Genomic DNA, 18328 nt, shown 5'->3' with positions numbered 1-18328 from the left:
TAAATCAGGATGGTACCGCGTAATTACGTTCCTGGACGTGCGGTACTTTTTTATATTTAGGAGGAGAAATATGGAATTAAAAGATATTATGAATTCAGGGATTGAAGCTATTAAAAGTGCTTCGACTCTGGATAAACTCAATGATGTTCGTATTGAGTATTTAAGTAAAAAAGGTCATTTGACTCAAGTTATGGGACAAATGAAATCTTTACCTAACGAAGAAAAACCGTTATTTGGTAAAAAGGTTAATGAAGTGAAACAGGAAATTGAAGTTGCACTTAAAGAAAAACAAGAAGAACTTCAAGAAGCACAACTCTTAGAACAAATGAAAGAAGACAAGATTGATGTCTCAATGCCAGGTGTTCAATTTGTTTCAGGTTCTCAAAATCCGCTTGTTATGATTCAACGCGAAATTGAAGATCTTTTCCGTGAGATGGGATATTCAGTTGTTGAAGGCGATGAAATAGAGTTGGATCTCTATAACTTTGAACGTGCAAATATTCCTCAAGATCACCCAGCTCGTGAAATGCAAGACACCTTCTACATTGATGAGCATACTTTATTACGCACTCATACAACAGCGATTCAAACGCGTACATTGGAGCATTTTGCACCAAGTATTCCTCTGAAAGTAATTTGTCCTGGTAAAGTCTACCGACGTGACGATGATGATGCAACCCATTCTCATCAATTTGTTCAAATGGAAGGACTTGTCGTAGGACACGGTATCACACTTGCTGACTTGAAGGGAACATTATCTCTATTTGGTAAGCGTATGTTTGGCGATAAGCGTGTCATCCGTTTTAGACCATCCTATTTCCAATTTACAGAACCTTCGGTAGAAGTTGATGTCTCTTGCCATATTTGTGATGGTAAGGGATGTAGCGTATGTAAACAAACGGGTTGGATTGAAATACTTGGAGCAGGAATGGTTCACCCAAATGTTCTAAAAGATGCTGGCTATGAGGATGAAACATTAACAGGATTTGCCTTTGGTGCGGGTGTTGAACGTATTGCAATGTTAAAATATGGCATTGAAGATATTCGTTCATTCTATATTAATGATAAACGCTTTATTGAACAGTTTAAACGTTTTGAATAGGAGAAAAGTATGTTAGTTAGTAGAAAATTATTAAACAGATATGTAGATTTAGAAGGAATCTCAACTCAAGAACTTGCGGATTCATTAACCAATGCAGGACTTGAAGTTGAGGGAGTTGATTCACTAATCCAAGGAACAAACCTTGTTGTTGGTTATGTGGAATCATGCGAACCCCATCCTGATAGTGACCATCTAAATATTACTCAAGTAAATTTGGGTGATATGCATGAACAAATTGTTTGTGGTGCAGAAAATATTGCTGCTGGACAATATGTTGTTGTTGCGAAGGTTGGTGCAGAACTCAAAGATATGTCTATTAAAGAAACAAAAGTCCGTGGAGTTCAATCCAACGGGATGATTTGTTCTTTAAATGAATTGGGTGTTGCAGAAAAATTCCAAACAGAATCTCAAAAGACAGGAATCGTGACATTACCGAAATCTGAACCAGGTAGTGACCCTGCTGTGGCACTTGGTTTGGACGATGAAATACTGGATGTTTCTCAAACGCCAAACCGTTCTGATTTTATGTCTATTTTTGCAATTGCACATGAAGTAGCAGCGATTTTTGAACGCGAAGTAAAAATTCCTGAAATTAAAAATCATATGCAAACAGGAACTAAGAGTGACTTCCAAGTAAGTTCAGAAACTGAAAAATGTTTCTTATTCTTAGCTAAGGTTGTGAACTCAGTTACGGTCAAAGAATCACCGTCATGGATGCGTGAAGTGTTAATTGGCTCTGGAATTAAACCTATCAATAACCTTGTAGATATTTCGAACTTTGTAATGCTTGAAACCGGTCAACCCATGCATTTCTATGATAAGAAAGCACTGGATACGATGACCCTTTCTGTAGCAGATAACTTGAATCAAACAGTTGTTGCACTCGATGATCATGAGTACAAATTAGAAGAAAATGATTTAGTTATTTTAAATGGCGACAAACCGGTAGGTATTGCAGGTATTATGGGACTTGGTAATACAATGATTCAAGATGATACGACTGCGATTGTGATTGAAGCTGCACGTTTTAATCACGTGTCCGTCCGTAAAACAGCAACACGTCTTGGATTAAGTACTGATTCTTCACAACGCTTTACAAAACCGATGGATAATATGGCTACATTTAATGCTGTAAATCGTGCTGTTGATTTACTCATTGAATATGCGGATGCATCAGGAATTGAAGATACTGTACAATATGGTGATGTTGACTTAGAACTTAAGAAAATAAAAATTACAAGCGACAAGATTAATAGCTATCTTGGAACAAAGTTAGAAAATGAAACAATTGTGTCTGTATTTGAACGCTTAAACTTTAATCCTGCTGTAAGTGGAGATACCATTGAATGTACGGTTCCTTCATATCGTAAAGACTTGGATATTGAAGTGGATCTTATTGAAGAAGTTATCCGCATTGTTGGATATGATATTTTAGAAGAGACTTTACCATTACTCGATTTAACAATGGGTAGCTTGAATCCATTCCAACGTACAATTCGTCAAATTGAATCCGTGCTTCTTGGTAATGGTGCCAATCAAACGAATACCTATACACTTGTAGATTTACCAAAGACACAAGGATTGTTTAGCTTGGGTACGCCTGTGAAATTGATGAGTCCAATCTCAGATAAACGTGCTTACTTAAGAACACAACTCTTTAACTCAATGTTAGAAGTACTATCGTATAATAACTCTCATAAAATTTCGGAAGGATTATACTTTGAACATACAGCGATTCAAGTAGAAGGTGAAAAAACACATCGTCTTGGATTGATTGGTAGTGGTTCTTTAATTAAAGAGAACTGGAATAACGTTTCGATCGATTTAGATTTCTTTACACTAAAAGGCATTCTTATGAATCTTTTCGATCAATTAGGATATGCCGAAAAACGATTCGAGTTTAAATCGGATTGCGATTTTGGAGAAACCTTACATCCCTATAAATCTGCTCAAATTTTGATTAATCGCAAACCAATAGGTTATATAGGACATGTCCATCCACGTCTTCTCAAAGAAAATGATCTCAAAGATGCTGTTTATGCAGAAATTGATTTAGATGTATTGTTAGGTTTAAAGGGGAGCTCAATCAAAGCGCAACCTGTTGCAAAATATCCAATCATGACACGTGACTTAGCGGTCTTATGTGATAAAGATATTGCGGTTAAAGATTTAATTCAATCCATTGAAAAAGGTTCGAAACGTTATCTCGTTGATTTAAATGTGTTTGATGTCTTTACTTCTGAAAAATTAGGAGATAAGAAATCAATCGCATTCCAGTTGTCGTTTGGCCAAAATAGAACTTTAGAAATTGAAGAAATTAATGCTATAATGGAAGATATCAAAACACTGTTAGTTGAAAAACACAATGTTGAAATTCGTTAAAAGAAAAAGAGGTAAAAGTTATGGGTAGAGCATTTGAAGTTAGAAAAGCGTCGATGGCTAAAACTGCTGCGGCAAAAACAAAAGTATATTCACGTTACGGAAAAGAAATTTATATGGCTGCGAAAGCAGGAGTTCCTGATCCAGAAATGAATACTGGATTAAAACGTATCATTGATGAAGCACGTGCGAAACAAGTTCCTGCTGATGTCATCAACCGTGCTATTGAAAAAGCTAAAGGCGGTTCAGAAGAAAATTACCATGCAGTAACTTATGAAGGATTTGGACCGGGTTCCGCTTCATTTATTGTTGAATGTCTTACAGACAATGACAATCGTACTTATAGTGAAGTTCGAAACTGTTTCACTAAATCAAAAGGAAAAATTGGTGTCAATGGGTCAGTTGTTCATGGATATGACCATGTTGGTTTATTATCATTCAAACATAATGATGAAGAAGCTATTATGGAAATTCTTCTGGAACATGAAGTTGACTTACAAGACATTGAACTTGAAGAAGATTCAATTACAGTAACAGTAGATCCTACAAGCTTACACAAAGCAAAAGAAGCTATTGAAGAAGCATTAGGGGAAACAACCTTTGATGTATTAGAAATTACGTATCTCCCTCATGAGTATGTGACCATGTCAGAAGAAGACATGCCAAACTATGAGAAAATGATTAAAATGTTAGATGAAGTTGAAGATGTTCAAAACTACTATCATAATGTAGAGTCTGGAGAATAATATGAATGAAATAGCAAGAGAAATTTTATTGAAGTATCCTGATGAGACCTTATTCCAAAATGCTGTAATGGATTTCGTTGACTCAATTGAAGAGCATATAGAACCTGATATTTTGAAATTATTACTCTATCCTGAGAGAACGATTATATTTCGTGTTCCTTGGGTAGATCGTCATGGACGTGTTCAAGTTAATTATGGTTATCGTGTACAGTATAATAGTGCACTCGGACCTTATAAAGGAGGATTGCGCTTTGATCCTTCTGTAGACTTGGACGTCATGAAATTCCTTGCTTTTGAACAGACATTTAAAAATGCTTTAACAGGACTTGGTTTAGGTGGCGCTAAAGGGGGAAGTGATTTTAACCCTAAGGATAAAACAGAAATGGAAATCATGATGTTTTGTCAGTCATTTATGACCGAACTATCGAAACATATTGGTTCTGAAACAGATATTCCAGCAGGAGATATCGGTGTTGGTAAACGAGAAATCGGCTATTTGTTTGGACAATATAAAAGATTGACGAATTCCTTTAGTCCAACCCTTACAGGTAAAAACATTGAACATGGTGGTGCGCTTGCGAGAACAGAAGCTACGGGCTATGGACTCGTATATATGGTTGATGCACTGTTAGATCACCATCATGATTCTTTTGAAGATAAAAACGTTGTAATATCAGGAAGCGGAAATGTCGCAATTTATGCAGCACTTAAAGTGAATACTCTTGGTGGGCGTGTAATTGCTATGAGTGATCGTAGTGGTTATGTTTACAAGGAGTCGGGACTCGATATTCTTGCTATTCAGAAGCATAAAGAATCTGGGAAAAAACTTTCTGAAATTTCTGATCCAAGCGTCCGTTTCGTATTTGAACTTCCAATCTGGAATGTTCCTTGCGACATTGCATTGCCGTGTGCTCATGAAAATGAGGTAAATGAACTGCATGTTATTTCACTTATTGAAAATGGATGCAAAGTAATAGCGGAAGGGGCAAATAGACCTCTAACGACAGAAGCAATCGAAGAAATTATGAAATCAGATATTACGTTTATACCTGGAAAAGCAGCAAACGCTGGTGGTGTAGTTGCGTCAGGAATCGAAATGAGACAAAATGCGCAATTTGAGCATTTTAGCTTCGAGCATGTTGATCGTTTACTTGAGAAAAGTATGTACGAGATTTTCAAAGATCTTGTAGATGCTGCAGAGTCTTTGGGTGAACGTAATAATTATTTGAAAGCAGCTAATTACTTAGCTTATAAAAGACTTGAAACATCAATCAAATCTTTGGGAGTTATTTAAGACCAAACTTATGTTTGGTCTTTTTTTGTGATATTGTTCTGAAATATGATCGCTATTAAGGACACTTTTATTAAAATCGTGGTACGATATATTATATCGGAGGGCTTATGATGGATAATTATTTATTAGTTAGCAATAATGATCAATTATTTTATCTGGTTGATCGAGTAAAAAATCCAAGGGGCGTTGTGATCATGTGCCATGGATTCTCAAATCACCTTGGTGAATACGAGGTATACGCAAAAGCGCTTAACAAAAGAGGGTATACTGTATATCGTTATGATATGAGAGGGCATGGAAAGACTTTGTCTGAACTGGGTGATATTGATACATATCAAACCTATATCTATGATCTTCATACAATTGTTCGAATGGCACTTCGAGAAAATGTCCATGTTCCTCTTTTTACGCTTGGTTTTAGTATGGGTGGTTTAGTCTCTGCTCTATTTGGTATAGAGTATCCCAATACCTTAAGTGGCCAAGTGATGGTAGGACCTGCTGTAGGGTATCCACGCGCTATAAATCCGCGTTTGAAGGTTCTGATGAATGGACTTAATATGCTCGCAGAGGACTCGCTACTACACTTTAAGGATGGTATCATTGAATTCAACAGTCCAAAGGAAAAAGCTGAACTCGAACTAAAATATCATATGCGTGCTGAAAATCCTATGAGAACAGAATACTTTACTGTTCGTTTCTTAAAAACAATCTTTGTAGACGCAACCAGTGAAGTTTTACGAACGATGCATAGTTATCATTATCCGTGCTTCATTGCTCATGGTGCAAACGATCAAACGATTCCTGTAGCAGTTTCGCAACACTTTTACGATACGATTGCTTCTAAGGACAAAGATTTGAAAATATATGAGGGAATGGGCCATGTTCTTTATAATGAACCTAATGGCAAAGAAGTTATTCAAGATAGCATTGATTGGCTTGATGACCGTACAACTAAAAAATAAGATGAGGCTTAAATGGCCTCATCTTTTTTATAGTGATTCAATTTTTTCATTTAATTTCTTAATGCCAGCTTTCTTTATTATTTGATAAGCTATACTAGCAATGATTATGAGTATTCCTGTATATATAATTAGAACCGTATTGATATCAATAACGAAACTTAAACCAATGGTAATAAATGTAATCATGATAACTGATAACGGAATAATAGCAGCTACAAAATTTTGTTTAACTGCTTGTACTTCGTTTTCCCAATCAAGTTTAGGGAAGAATACATCCATACTAATTTCAATTGTATTAATGGCGAGAGCTCCTAAAATAGCCGCCAGGCCAAATAATACAAAATAGAGCGGATTAAGTTTTAAATAAATAACGGCAAGAATTCCAATTATTGTTGGAAGAATTAAAGTGGTGATTGAACCCAAAATAATTTTTGCATGAATTAGTTCTAAGAGGTTAAACGGCATTGATTTAAAGGACAAAATTGATTGTCCTTCGCGAGAAATTGCAGTGGAGCTAATCGAACTCATACTTCCCAACACAATCGAAGCTAGGAATCCGACCACGGTCACAGTGATAGCTAATCGCAGTGGTGGAATGACGGCAACCATTTCTACTATCTCATCTTGAACTGCAAACATTTCTGAGAAACCGCCTTTTGTTATGATTGGAAATAACATCATTACAGGCATGATAATGTACATTACAAGATAATTCATCATAAATGTTGGTGTTCTTTTAATCGTCATCCAATCATATTTCATGATTGATACATAACGTTTGTTTTGTTTGTTCTCTCTTTTTAGTTCTGAAGAAGTTAATGATTTCTTTTTACTGCTTTGTTCGTCAATTCCAACTACAGCATTAAAGTACAGGTTTTGAATTGCAAAGAGTACGGCACAAGGGAGTACGGTTGCAAATAAAATTGCGTAGATGAGACTCTTAAAATCTATGAAGATAATGGCGTCAGAGAGCCATTTAACAGTAGGAATAAAAGTATTAAGTGAATTCATTAAGGAATTATTGCCTTGCTGCAAAGCGGTCATCAACGTATCCAAACCATCTGCACCAGCGCTCATTGAATTACCAATTGACATGAATACAAAAGCAATTCCTAATGAGAACACCATCGTGAGATAAGTATAGATATTCTTATTCTTAAAGAAAGGGATAAACGCCATCAAGATGACTATCACGATTAATGCAATACTTAGTGGAATAATCGGTAAAAGAATAACGCTAATCCAGTAGATAACCATGGATAAGAAACTTGGATGCACACGTATCAAGAGACTGATAAATAGAGGTAATACAATAAATGAAATTGTTACGTAAAGTGATGCAAGCGTGGCGAGAAATTTAGAAATTAAAATTTCCCAAGGTTTCAATGGTAAGACGATTAGAGAGTCGATATCCTTTGAAAAATAGAATATTGACGGAATAATGAGAACACTAAACATGAGTAAATAGAATGTAAGTACCATGTAGATTAAAAAGAGTACGGCACCTTCTTGTTGGATCGGGGCGTATTGTGAAAGCAAACCATCAATGAAGATAAATGCAATAAAACTGAGGTAAAGACCAAGGAATGCGAACCCTATGATTCGTAATATCTTTTTACCGGATGTATCCTTTGATTTTTTTCGGAAGGATAAGGATTGCAATGAAGCGTCTGTGGATGTCTTCAGCAATACTTTAGTAAGGCTTAGAATTCTACTCATCGTGTTAACTCCAAGAAAATTTCTTCAAGAGAGAGATCTCCTGATGTTTCTTTAAGGTATTCAAGTGTGCCTTGGTACACAATTTTTCCGTGATTAATAATTGCAATTTGGTCGCATAATTTCTCAGCTACTTCAAGAACATGGGTCGAAAAAATAACTGATTTTCCTTCCGAAGCACGTTGTTTCATCAATGATTTTAATGTGTATGATGATTGTGGGTCAAGACCTGTAAGGGGCTCATCAAGAATCCAAAGATTCGGATCGTGGACAAGAACTCCCATAACCATAATCTTTTGACGCATACCGTGAGAATAAGAACTGATTGTATCACCCAATGCATTCTCCATTTGCAATAATTTGGAATATTCGGAAATACGTGCATTTCGAGTTTCAACATCAACTTGATACATGTTAGCAATAAAATTCAAATATTCAATCCCTTTTAGTTTTAAAAATGCATTGGGATCATCAGATACATAGCCGAATTCTTTTTTAGCTTCAATAGGGTCAGTTTGAATGTTGTATCCATTGATAAAAATACTTCCTGTATCGGGTTTAAGAATTCCGGTCAACATCTTTAAAGTGGTTGTCTTTCCTGCACCATTTGGGCCAATAAATCCAACAATTTCACCCGGCTTGATTTCTAACGTTAAGTCATCAACTGCAAGATGTGTTTTGTTGTATGTCTTTGAAATATTTTCTAATTTGATCATGAATGCTTCTCCTTTAGTTCATGTGCCTTCATTTTATCATAAAATCGAATGTTGTACCACATAAATAGTACAGTAATGCAACGATAAAAAAACTGAGAGCGTATTGTCTCAGTTGTTAAGGTTACATCCAAGTGATTTTGGATTCAGTTCCGTTCATGATTCGTTTGATATTTTTACGATGGCGATAGATTACGATAACTGTAATGATTGCGAATGATCCCGATATCGCAATGTCAGAGGTTGTGAAAGCCAGGATGATACTTGTTACAATAAGTGTGATGATTGCCGATAGTGATACCATTTTACTTAAATAGAGTATTCCGAAGAATAATGCAATTGGAATAATGAAATGGTAAACAGGTTGATGGGTGATGAAAATCGTGATTCCAAGGAGGAAACCGACTGCCGTTGATACGGCCTTACCACCTTTGAACTGTGCAAAGACAGGGAAGCAATGTCCCAGTGTTGCAAAGAATCCCGCGTATATGATTGTCTGTGGAAAAAGGAAATAGGCAAGAGCCATAGCAATTGTTGCTTTTAAAACGTCAAGAACAGCAACGGACATACCAGCTTTTGCACCCAGTGTTCGTCCTGCGTTGGTACCTCCAAGATTTCCGGATCCATGTTCACGGATATCCGTATTGTAGAAAACTTTCCCGATTACGAGCGCATTCGGTATTGAACCTAAAATATAGCCTACCAGGCTCGCTAAAAATATTTGCATAAATAATTACCCCTTTTGAAAATAAACCTTTCCTTTAAAACTTACATCCGCTATGATGGATGAGCTGTATTCTAATTATACCCAATCTTTAAGTTTTATAAAGGTTTTTGGTACTAAAATGTTTTAACTTGATTAAATATTGTGGGAATAAACGTGTTATAATACAGTCTGTAAAGGAGTTGGACAAGTTGAGTGAAAAAAATTATTCTGCATCAAGCATTGAAATATTAGAAGGACTTGAAGCAGTTCGTAAACGCCCAGGAATGTACATTGGATCAACCGATCAACGTGGACTCCATCATTTAGTGTGGGAGGTCATGGATAATGCCATTGACGAAGCGCTGAATGGTTTTGGATCAAAAATTAAACTGGTTATCGAAGATGACCTGACAATTAGTGTTAGAGATGAAGGACGTGGAATGCCAATTGAAAAGCACCCGAGTGGTGTCAGTGCATTGCAAGTCATTTTTACTGTTTTACATGCTGGTGGGAAATTCTCACAATCAGGTGGATATAAAACAAGTGGGGGACTCCATGGTGTTGGAGCTTCTGTTGTGAATGCATTAAGTGAATTTGTTGATGTAAAGGTATTTACAAAGAGTCAAACGTATATGATGCATTTTTCAAATGGCGGAAAAGACGTAAGTTCTCTAGAGAAAATTGATGAAAAAGGACCTGTCGGAAGTTGGGTTCGTTTTAGAGCGGATGAATCTATTTTCAAAAATTGTAAATTTAGCTACGATACAATTTGCGAAAGGGTACAAGAGTCTGCATTCTTATTACAAGGGATTTCTTTTGAGGTTGTTGACTTAAGAGTTGATGCTCAAAAAACATTCTTATATGAAGATGGCTTGAATGCCTTTATGAGTTATATTCATGAAGATCAAACTGTTTTAAATGATGCAATCGTATTACAAGGTGAAGACCAAGAAATTGAAGCACGTGTCGCTTTGCAATATAACGAAGGCTACAATGAGGATACTTATTCATATGTTAACTTAGTCCGTACTAATGATGGTGGGACTCATGTTGCGGGATTTAGATCTGGTTTTACGAAAGTAATGAATGATTATGCTCGTAAACATAATTTCTTAAAAGAAAAAGATAAAAACTTCGAGGGTGGCGATATTCGTGAAGGACTTTCAGTTATCATTTCTGTAAGTATTCCGGAACATTTACTACAATTCGAAGGACAAACAAAAGGAAAACTTGGTACTCCTGTTGCACGACAAGTTGTCGATACGATCATTTCTGAACAATTGCCGTTTTACCTTGATACACATCATGAACAGGCAACCATGATTCTAACAAAAATTCAAAAAGCATCGCATGCGCGTCAAGCGGCTCGTAAAGCGCGTGAACAAGCGCGTTCTGGTAAGAAAAATCGTATTGAAAGAATCTTATCTGGAAAACTTGCGAATGCTCAAACTCGTAACAAGAATAAAAATGAATTGTTCCTTGTTGAGGGAGATTCTGCGGGTGGATCGGCTAAACAAGGTCGGGACAGTAAGTTCCAAGCTATCTTGCCACTCAGAGGTAAGGTACTTAATACTCAAAAAGCAAAATTTGACGATATTTTAAAGAATGAAGAATTGAATACTATTATTCACTGTATTGGTGCAGGTGTGGGTCAAGATTTCGAAGTTGCGGATAGCAATTATAATAAAATTATCATCATGACCGATGCTGATACCGACGGTGCCCATATTCAAGTTTTATTATTAACTTTCTTTTTCCGTCATATGAGACCGTTAGTTGAAGCTGGATATGTCTACATTGCGCAACCACCACTTTACCGTGTTAAATCTGGTAAAAATTCTCACTACTGCTATACAGAAGAAGAATTGGAAGCGTACCGAAAACAGTACGGAAAAATTGAAATTCAACGATACAAAGGATTGGGAGAAATGAACGCGGATCAACTTTGGGAAACAACCATGGACCCAGCTACTCGTTCACTTATTCAAGTTCAAATCGATGATTTCTTGACAGCTGATAAGCGAGTTGCAACCCTAATGGGCGATAAAGTCGATATTCGAAGAAATTGGATTGAACAAAATGTCGCGTTTACATTAGAGGAGGAAGAATATGTCTCATGATGCTTTGATCAAACTTCCCATTGAAGATATTGTTGGGGAGCGTTTTGGTCGCTATTCAAAATATATAATTCAAGATCGAGCATTACCGGATGTTCGTGATGGACTTAAACCTGTTCAACGTCGTATTCTTTATGCGATGTATAATGATCGCAACCATTTTGATAAACCTTACCGTAAGTCTGCAAAGACCGTAGGGCTTGTAATTGGTAATTATCATCCTCATGGTGATTCATCAGTTTATGATGCGATGGTTCGTATGTCTCAAGATTGGAAATACAATAAGCCACTTATTGATATGCAAGGAAATAACGGGAGTGTTGATGATGACCCGGCCGCAGCTATGCGTTATACCGAAGCACGATTATCACATCTATCCCATCGTCTTCTTGATAATATTGATGAAGATGTTGTTCCCTTTGTTTTAAACTTTGATGATACTGATTCAGAACCATCTGTATTACCAGCTCGTTATCCTAACTTGCTCATTAATGGTGCGACAGGTATTGCTGCAGGATATGCAACCAATATCCCACCATTTAATATTACAGAAGTAATGGATGCTACAATTCATCGATTATATAATCCTGAATGTTCAGATGATGATATTCTTGATATTATTCAAGGTCCTGATTTCCCTACAGGTGCTGTAGTACAGGGGAAAGAGGGTATTCGCGATATTATTACTAAGGGACGCGGTCGTGTTGTTGTAAAAGCACGTGCTGAGATTGTAGAAAATAAAAGTCTTAAGCAAATTGTAATTACCGAATTACCCTATGAAGTTATTAAATCCAATGTCGTGAAGAAAATTGACGAACTTCGTTTTACTAAAGCAAATGAAGGTTTTGGAGATGTTATGGACGTTCGAGATGAATCGGATAGAAATGGTCTTCGTATCGTTATTGATTGTAAACGCGATGCTGATGCCCAGTCGATTCTTAACTTGTTCTACAAACATACCGAATTACAAGTTTACTACAATGCTAATATGGTTGCGATTGTTGATCGTAGACCACAAGTATGTTCAGTCATGCAAGTGTTGGATGCCTATCTTGAATTTCGTCGTGAAGTAGTCTTAGCGCGTTCGGAGTATCGTAAAGCACAAAAAGAAAAACGTATTCATATTATTGAAGGACTCATGAAAGCAACATCAATTCTTGATGAAATAATTGCGGTCATTCGTCAATCAAATAACCGTGCTGATTCACGTGATAATATCATGAAAGAATTCGGTTTTACCCATGAACAGGCAAGTGCAATTGTGGACTTACAATTATATCGTTTGTCATCAACAGATATTTTTGCACTTCGTGATGAGTTTGCTAAATTAGCCAATGAAATTGAAGAGCTAAACCTAGTTCTAACTAATAATGACATGCTAAATGCGATGCTTGTTAAAGAATTTAATGAAATTAAAAAGGACTTTGAAACGCCACGTCGATCATCAATCGAAGATGAAATCTCCGATCTAGAAGTTGATCATTTAAGCTTAATTTCAAATGAACAAGTGATGTTAACACTCTCGCGAGACGGTTATCTAAAACGAACATCACTGCGTTCCTATGGATCCAGTCAAAAAGACATTCTTGCACTCAAAGAAGACGATGTTCCAATTTTTGTTGGAGAAGTAGAAACCATTGATAATTTAGTATTTACGACTACAAAAGGTCGCTACGGAATTATTCTTGTTCATGATATCGAAGAGGCGCGTTGGCGCGATATTGGATCACATATGAACCAATATCTTAAATTTGATCCTGATGAACGTGTTGTCTCGGCATTTACTTTGAAGACATTTAAAACACATATGGTGCTGGTTACAACTACAGCATCTGGGATGATTAAAAAGACATTCATTGAAGATTTAGAAGTTAAACGTACCAACAAACTTTATGATGTCATGAAACTTGCGAAAGGTGATACCTTAGTGGGAGCTCACATTGCCCATGAGTCAGATCATCTGCTCATGTTTACTCGCAATGGTCAAGGCATCCGTATTGAACTTGATGATGTTGCACCACTAGGGGTTAAAGCCAAAGGAATTATTGGAATTAAGTTAAAAACAGGCGATACCGTATCTTGCTCTGTAACACATCATAATGAAAGTGATGTTGTCATCATGAGTGAGCGTGGTCAATTCAAACGTATTAAAGAAGGAGATCTTCCTATTAATAATCGCGCGACCCAAGGAAACTTAGTCGTCAAAGTCGTAAAGAGTAATCCTCATTATATTGAAGATGTACTCGTAGGTGGAATCCAAGATGATATCATGTTATACAATGATCATTTTTCAACACTAGCCGTTAAAGATGTTGCAATTATGTCTTTGGATGCTACATTCTCCACGGCCACAACAGAAACAGATTTTGTGATTGTACATCAACCAGTTTATGTTCCAGTTGTTGCGAAACCAAGTGTTAAATCTGAACCTCATGATACACCAATGAAGTTAGATATATAAAAACCCTATTTCTATACCGATAAAGTCTGGAGAATTCCAGACTTTATTATTTGTAAAACTTAAACATTAAGCACTATATGTGGTATATTATTAATGTTAGCAATTTATGAAAGGAAACTATAAATGAATCAAAAAAAATGTTCAGGTTGTGGTAGTGTACTTCAATCAACAGATAAAGAGGGAAGAGGATATGTAAATTCAATCGATAATGATTTATGTCAATCTTGCTTTCGACTCAAACATTATCGTGATTTCAAACGTGTAAAAGCTGTTGTTGATGATGGCGCAACCCTTGAATTCATTGAGAATTTCGAAGGTCACATCTTTTGGATTTTAGATATCATGCATCTCAATCAATCACTTCATCCCGGACTTCTACGTTCACTTAGAAATAAAAATGTCGTGTTAGTCGTCAATAAGAGAGATTTACTCCCTCAATCAGTGTCAGATGGAAAGCTCTCTCAGTCGATTATGCGTGCTCTAAAAGATGCAGATGTCAGTCTTATGGATCTCATCTTTGTATCTGCCAAACGTTACAAAACACTAGAACCACTTCTACCGTACCTTGATGATGCACCGTGTGCATTTGTTGGATGTGTTAATGCAGGTAAATCATCGCTTCTTAATGCACTTCTAAAAAAAGATCAACTTTCAGTATCTCCTGTTGCATCAACAACAGCAGATGTTGTGCATATTGAGACTGAATTTGTAGATGTCTTTGATACACCAGGATTAAGCGTGGAAACAAAATTACTTGATAAAGTAGATGACGAAAATCTTGTGAAACTTGCACCACAAAAGACTTTGAAACCTGCTGTATTTCAGATTTATGAAAAACAATCGTTAATGATTGGAAACATCGGAGCAATCACTGTAGATCCCAAGAAAACCATCAATGTTATTTCTTATCTACCTTTCGACATAAAACGTGTCAAACCCGATCGTGTTGAAAAAAATCTCACTTTAGATTTGGATTTTAAAATTGACAACCCAATTTATAAGATGAGAAAATGGCCGGTGAGTGGTGATAAAATCGATATTGAAATCTTTGACATTGGTTTTATATCAATTCAAGGGGATATTAAGGAATTAAGTACGTATTTCGATGAAGATGCGGAAATTATTATGAGAAAGGCAATAATCTAATGTTAAATAAAGATCAAAAGAAAGAATTGAGACGCTTGTCTCACAATGAAAATACCGTCGTATCTATCGGTAAAAACGGTCTAACGGAAACTGTTCTTGAAAGTTTTGAGTTAGCACTTGTCTCACATAACCTTGTGAAGGTAGGAATCCAAAAGAATGCAGATATCACAATTGACGAAGTTGTAGAACAACTTGTTGATCAATTTGCTTGCGAACTCGTCAGCAAAGTTGGTCGTGTTGCGGTTCTTTATCGTTATTCCTCGAAAGGTCGCATTAAAGTTTGAGACATGTCATCTTGTTTGGTGGGAGCTTTGATCCCATTCACAACGGACACCTTGATGTTGCGAAGGCTGCGCTTAAACAACGGCAAGCCGACGAATTGTGGTTTATCCCTACTAAAGTAAGTCCGTTTAAATCGGGAGGAACATCTTTTGAACATCGACAAGCAATGATAGAATTGATGATTTCTCCATTTCGAAAGTTAAAAATTTGTGATATTGAAAATCATTTACCATCACCATCTTACTCGATTGACACAGTACTGGCATTAAAAAAACAATACCCATGTATTCAATTTGATTGGCTTATAGGCTCCGATCAATTAGCGAGAATGCATGAGTGGAAAAACTATGACCAACTTAAAGATGAAGTTCAATTTGTCGTGTACAAGAGAACTGAAATAGTAGAAAATCATGAGTATCCACAAATACAGGGTCCTGTTATAGAGGTAAGCTCTACAGAGATTCGAAATGGTATGAGTACCAATACGAGCCCTCGTGTTTTGAATTATATGATGACTCAAGGTCTCTATTTAGACTCTATTCTTAAGAACAGAGTCAGTGAGTTTCGATATGAGCATGTGCTTCGCGTCACGGAGTGTGCTTTGGAAATATCCAACAATCATCGAATGAACCAATCAGAAGTTTTTCTCGCTGCCATGATGCATGATCTTGCAAAAGATGATGATAAAGATAAGTTAAAGCACTCTGTTCAGGCGAATTTCTCGAAACAAATTGATTTGCATCCTGCATTTTATCATGCCTTTGCAGCTTCTTCAGAGTTGAGTCAAAGATATTATGTGCGAAACAAACATGTACTTAAAGCGATACAAGGCCATGTGAACGGGAAGTCGACAACCCAACTCGGGATGTTATTATATATTGCAGATAAGTGCGAGCGGGGAAGAGGTTATGATAGTGAACCCTTCATTGAGCTTGCAAAAAAAGATATTAGAAAAGGCTTTTTAGCCGTCAAAGATTCACAAGAATCGTATTTAAACAGGAGGAACCATGAGTAAATTATTAAATTTAGTAACGGAAACATTAGATAATAAAAAAGCAAATGACATCGTTGTCGTTGATTTCAAGCGAGAAAACTCACTCTGTGACTTTTTTGTTATTGCTGATGCACCCAGCTTACGTCAAATTAATGCCATTGCAGATGACGTGATTGAAGCATTGGAAAAAGAAGGTTATGCTGTGAAGCATGTTGAAAGAGAACGTGAATCCACTTGGATCTTAATTGATGCCAGTGATGTCGTGATTCATTTATTCTTAACTGAAGAAAGAACACACTACAATCTTGAGAAACTCTATCAGGGGTACATTATTAATGATTAATTACTATGATGCATTGTTCACAAATGATGAAGGATTGGATGCTTATTACAAATACGTGTCTGATAATATTGTTGGACATTCCATTATTGAATTAGCATGTGGTACAGGAGATATTTTATCCAGATTAAACCAGAAATACGATGTAGTAGGAATTGATCTTGACGAAACAATGATTGCGACAACTCTAACAAAATTCCCGGATCTTAGAGGTAAAGTCTCTGAAGGTGATTTCTTAGAGTATACCGATACAAAACGATACGATAACTGTGTTTGTATCGGTGATAGTCTTAATTACATCTTGAATAAAGAAGACCTTATGAAATTTGTTGAAGTATCAACGCAATTGTCAGATCATATTATTCTTGATTGTCATCATCCATTCCGTCTTAACGAATTCCGTAATGATTATTACGAGGAAGGCTCAACGGATGCATTTGACTATGCCTATCAAATTGAAGTTGAAGGTGAACATCTGGTTCATGTCATTAATTTTCTTGACGGTACGTTTGATGCTATTTATCAGTGGGTTTTTAATCCGGAGATTCTAATTAATGCTTATAAAGAAAAAGGTTATAACGTTAAAGTAATGACCGATTTTGATAAAGATGGAATTACTGATGAAGGTGAGAAAGTTCGCTTGATTGCAACAAAGGAGTCAATATGATTTTAATTATCGGAGCAATGGATGAAGAAGTTAATGCTCTAAAAGCATGTATGAGTACTGTTGAAGAGAAACTTTTTCAAAATGTTCAATTATTTGAAGGAACTTTAAGTGGTAAACAGGTTGTTGTTGCAAGGTCGGGTGTCGGTAAAGTTAATGCAGCTTATACTGCGACAACGCTTATTCATCACTGCAATCCAGAACTTGTCATCAATATTGGTTCTGCAGGTGGATTGAAAGAAAACCAGACAGTAGGGGATATTGTCGTGGCAACAAAGCTCCAATATCATGATTTAGATATTGGACCCGAAACACCCACAGATCCTCGATTCATTTTTACTCCTAGTGTGAAACATGGACGTCAAACGACTCACCTACTTAGTGAACTTGAAATGAAGTACCATGAAGGACTGATTGTTTCAGGTGATCAATTTATTACCAAGCATCAAAGTCAGTTCCCGGTTATTGCAAAAAACTTTCCTGAGGCTATTTGTGTAGAAATGGAAGCGTCAGCTATTGCGGCAGTATGTGAACGTACTGAAACGGATTTTATCGTTTTACGAAGCCTGAGTGATGTGACTCATGTTGAAGGAAATGATATGGATTTTGAAACCTATCTTAATCTTGCAAGTGAAAAATCAGCCTTGATTTGCACGGAATATCTAAAAACACTTTAAACAACTATTAAACCATAGTTGTTTTTTGT

General features: G+C 36.4%; 15 protein-coding genes, 1 pseudogene and 1 other annotated feature (1 of these 17 running past the window's edge). Of the genes and pseudogenes, 13 read left to right on the top strand and 3 right to left on the bottom strand.

Annotated features, from left to right (window positions below; translation table 11 throughout):
* Window positions 1-36: a binding site (T-box leader), on the top strand; it begins 158 nt to the left of the window's first position.
* 34 nt (window positions 37-70) lie between these two features.
* From pheS to H9L01_RS08510, 5 genes are all read left to right on the top strand, one after another.
* The gene (gene pheS, locus H9L01_RS08530) at window positions 71-1102 is read left to right on the top strand and encodes a phenylalanine--tRNA ligase subunit alpha (protein ID WP_187533538.1); all 1032 of its coding nucleotides are present in this window, start codon (window positions 71-73) and stop codon (window positions 1100-1102) included.
* Between the two features lie 9 nt (window positions 1103-1111).
* The gene (gene pheT / locus H9L01_RS08525) at window positions 1112-3484 is read left to right on the top strand and encodes a phenylalanine--tRNA ligase subunit beta (protein WP_187533537.1); all 2373 of its coding nucleotides are present in this window, start codon (window positions 1112-1114) and stop codon (window positions 3482-3484) included.
* 20 nt (window positions 3485-3504) lie between these two features.
* Window positions 3505-4227 carry a YebC/PmpR family DNA-binding transcriptional regulator gene (locus H9L01_RS08520; RefSeq protein WP_187533536.1) on the top strand — a complete coding sequence of 241 codons (723 nt, stop codon included), beginning with the start codon at window positions 3505-3507 and terminating at the stop codon, window positions 4225-4227.
* Between the two features lies 1 nt (window position 4228).
* The gene (gene gdhA, locus H9L01_RS08515; RefSeq protein ID WP_187533535.1) at window positions 4229-5521 is read left to right on the top strand and encodes an NADP-specific glutamate dehydrogenase; all 1293 of its coding nucleotides are present in this window, start codon (window positions 4229-4231) and stop codon (window positions 5519-5521) included.
* Window positions 5522-5631: 110 nt separating this feature from the next.
* Entirely contained in the window at window positions 5632-6483 is an 852-nt protein-coding gene (locus tag H9L01_RS08510; RefSeq protein ID WP_187533534.1) for an alpha/beta hydrolase, read from the top strand.
* 27 nt (window positions 6484-6510) lie between these two features.
* On the opposite strand, the gene H9L01_RS08505 is transcribed toward H9L01_RS08510, so the two are convergent.
* From H9L01_RS08505 to plsY, 3 genes and pseudogenes are all read right to left on the bottom strand, one after another.
* On the bottom strand, window positions 6511-8202 hold the full coding sequence (locus tag H9L01_RS08505; RefSeq protein ID WP_187533533.1) for a putative ABC transporter permease subunit: 1692 nt from the start codon (window positions 8200-8202) through the stop codon (window positions 6511-6513).
* Window positions 8199-8870 (bottom strand): annotated as a pseudogene (locus H9L01_RS08500) (ABC transporter ATP-binding protein); the annotation flags it as partial. The gene H9L01_RS08505 and the pseudogene H9L01_RS08500, both read right to left, overlap by 4 nt.
* Window positions 8871-9036: 166 nt before the next feature.
* Window positions 9037-9639 carry a glycerol-3-phosphate 1-O-acyltransferase PlsY gene (gene plsY / locus H9L01_RS08495; protein WP_187533531.1) on the bottom strand — a complete coding sequence of 201 codons (603 nt, stop codon included), beginning with the start codon at window positions 9637-9639 and terminating at the stop codon, window positions 9037-9039.
* Window positions 9640-9827: 188 nt separating this feature from the next.
* Here plsY and parE point away from each other — a divergent pair, with 188 nt between their 5' ends.
* From parE to H9L01_RS08455, 8 genes are all read left to right on the top strand, one after another.
* Complete coding sequence (gene parE / locus H9L01_RS08490; protein WP_187533530.1) at window positions 9828-11738, top strand: DNA topoisomerase IV subunit B; 1911 nt, start codon at window positions 9828-9830, stop codon at window positions 11736-11738.
* A complete protein-coding gene (parC, locus tag H9L01_RS08485) occupies window positions 11728-14196 on the top strand; it encodes a DNA topoisomerase IV subunit A (RefSeq protein ID WP_187533529.1) in 2469 nt (822 codons plus the stop codon). The genes parE and parC overlap by 11 nt, the downstream gene beginning before the upstream one ends.
* Window positions 14197-14319: 123 nt before the next feature.
* Complete coding sequence (locus H9L01_RS08480) at window positions 14320-15342, top strand: GTPase (RefSeq protein ID WP_187533528.1); 1023 nt, start codon at window positions 14320-14322, stop codon at window positions 15340-15342.
* Window positions 15342-15626, top strand: coding sequence for a YhbY family RNA-binding protein (locus H9L01_RS08475; RefSeq protein WP_187533527.1), 285 nt, complete (start codon window positions 15342-15344; stop codon window positions 15624-15626). Before H9L01_RS08480 ends, H9L01_RS08475 begins: the two co-directional genes overlap by 1 nt.
* Complete coding sequence (gene nadD / locus H9L01_RS08470) at window positions 15623-16639, top strand: nicotinate (nicotinamide) nucleotide adenylyltransferase (RefSeq protein ID WP_187533526.1); 1017 nt, start codon at window positions 15623-15625, stop codon at window positions 16637-16639. Before H9L01_RS08475 ends, nadD begins: the two co-directional genes overlap by 4 nt.
* Window positions 16632-16961 (top strand): ribosome silencing factor, encoded by a 330-nt coding sequence (rsfS, locus tag H9L01_RS08465; RefSeq protein ID WP_187533525.1) that lies wholly within the window; start codon window positions 16632-16634, stop codon window positions 16959-16961. The genes nadD and rsfS overlap by 8 nt, the downstream gene beginning before the upstream one ends.
* Window positions 16954-17625, top strand: coding sequence for a class I SAM-dependent methyltransferase (locus H9L01_RS08460; RefSeq protein ID WP_187533524.1), 672 nt, complete (start codon window positions 16954-16956; stop codon window positions 17623-17625). The genes rsfS and H9L01_RS08460 overlap by 8 nt, the downstream gene beginning before the upstream one ends.
* Window positions 17622-18299 carry a 5'-methylthioadenosine/adenosylhomocysteine nucleosidase gene (locus H9L01_RS08455; protein WP_187533523.1) on the top strand — a complete coding sequence of 226 codons (678 nt, stop codon included), beginning with the start codon at window positions 17622-17624 and terminating at the stop codon, window positions 18297-18299. The genes H9L01_RS08460 and H9L01_RS08455 overlap by 4 nt, the downstream gene beginning before the upstream one ends.
* Window positions 18300-18328: the final 29 nt, after the last annotated feature.

The organism is Erysipelothrix inopinata (assembly GCF_014396165.1).
GTDB lineage: Bacteria > Bacillota_I > Bacilli_A > Erysipelotrichales > Erysipelotrichaceae > Erysipelothrix > Erysipelothrix inopinata.
Note: the sequence above shows the minus strand (reverse complement) of the source record. Positions and strands in the feature narration are given on the sequence as shown.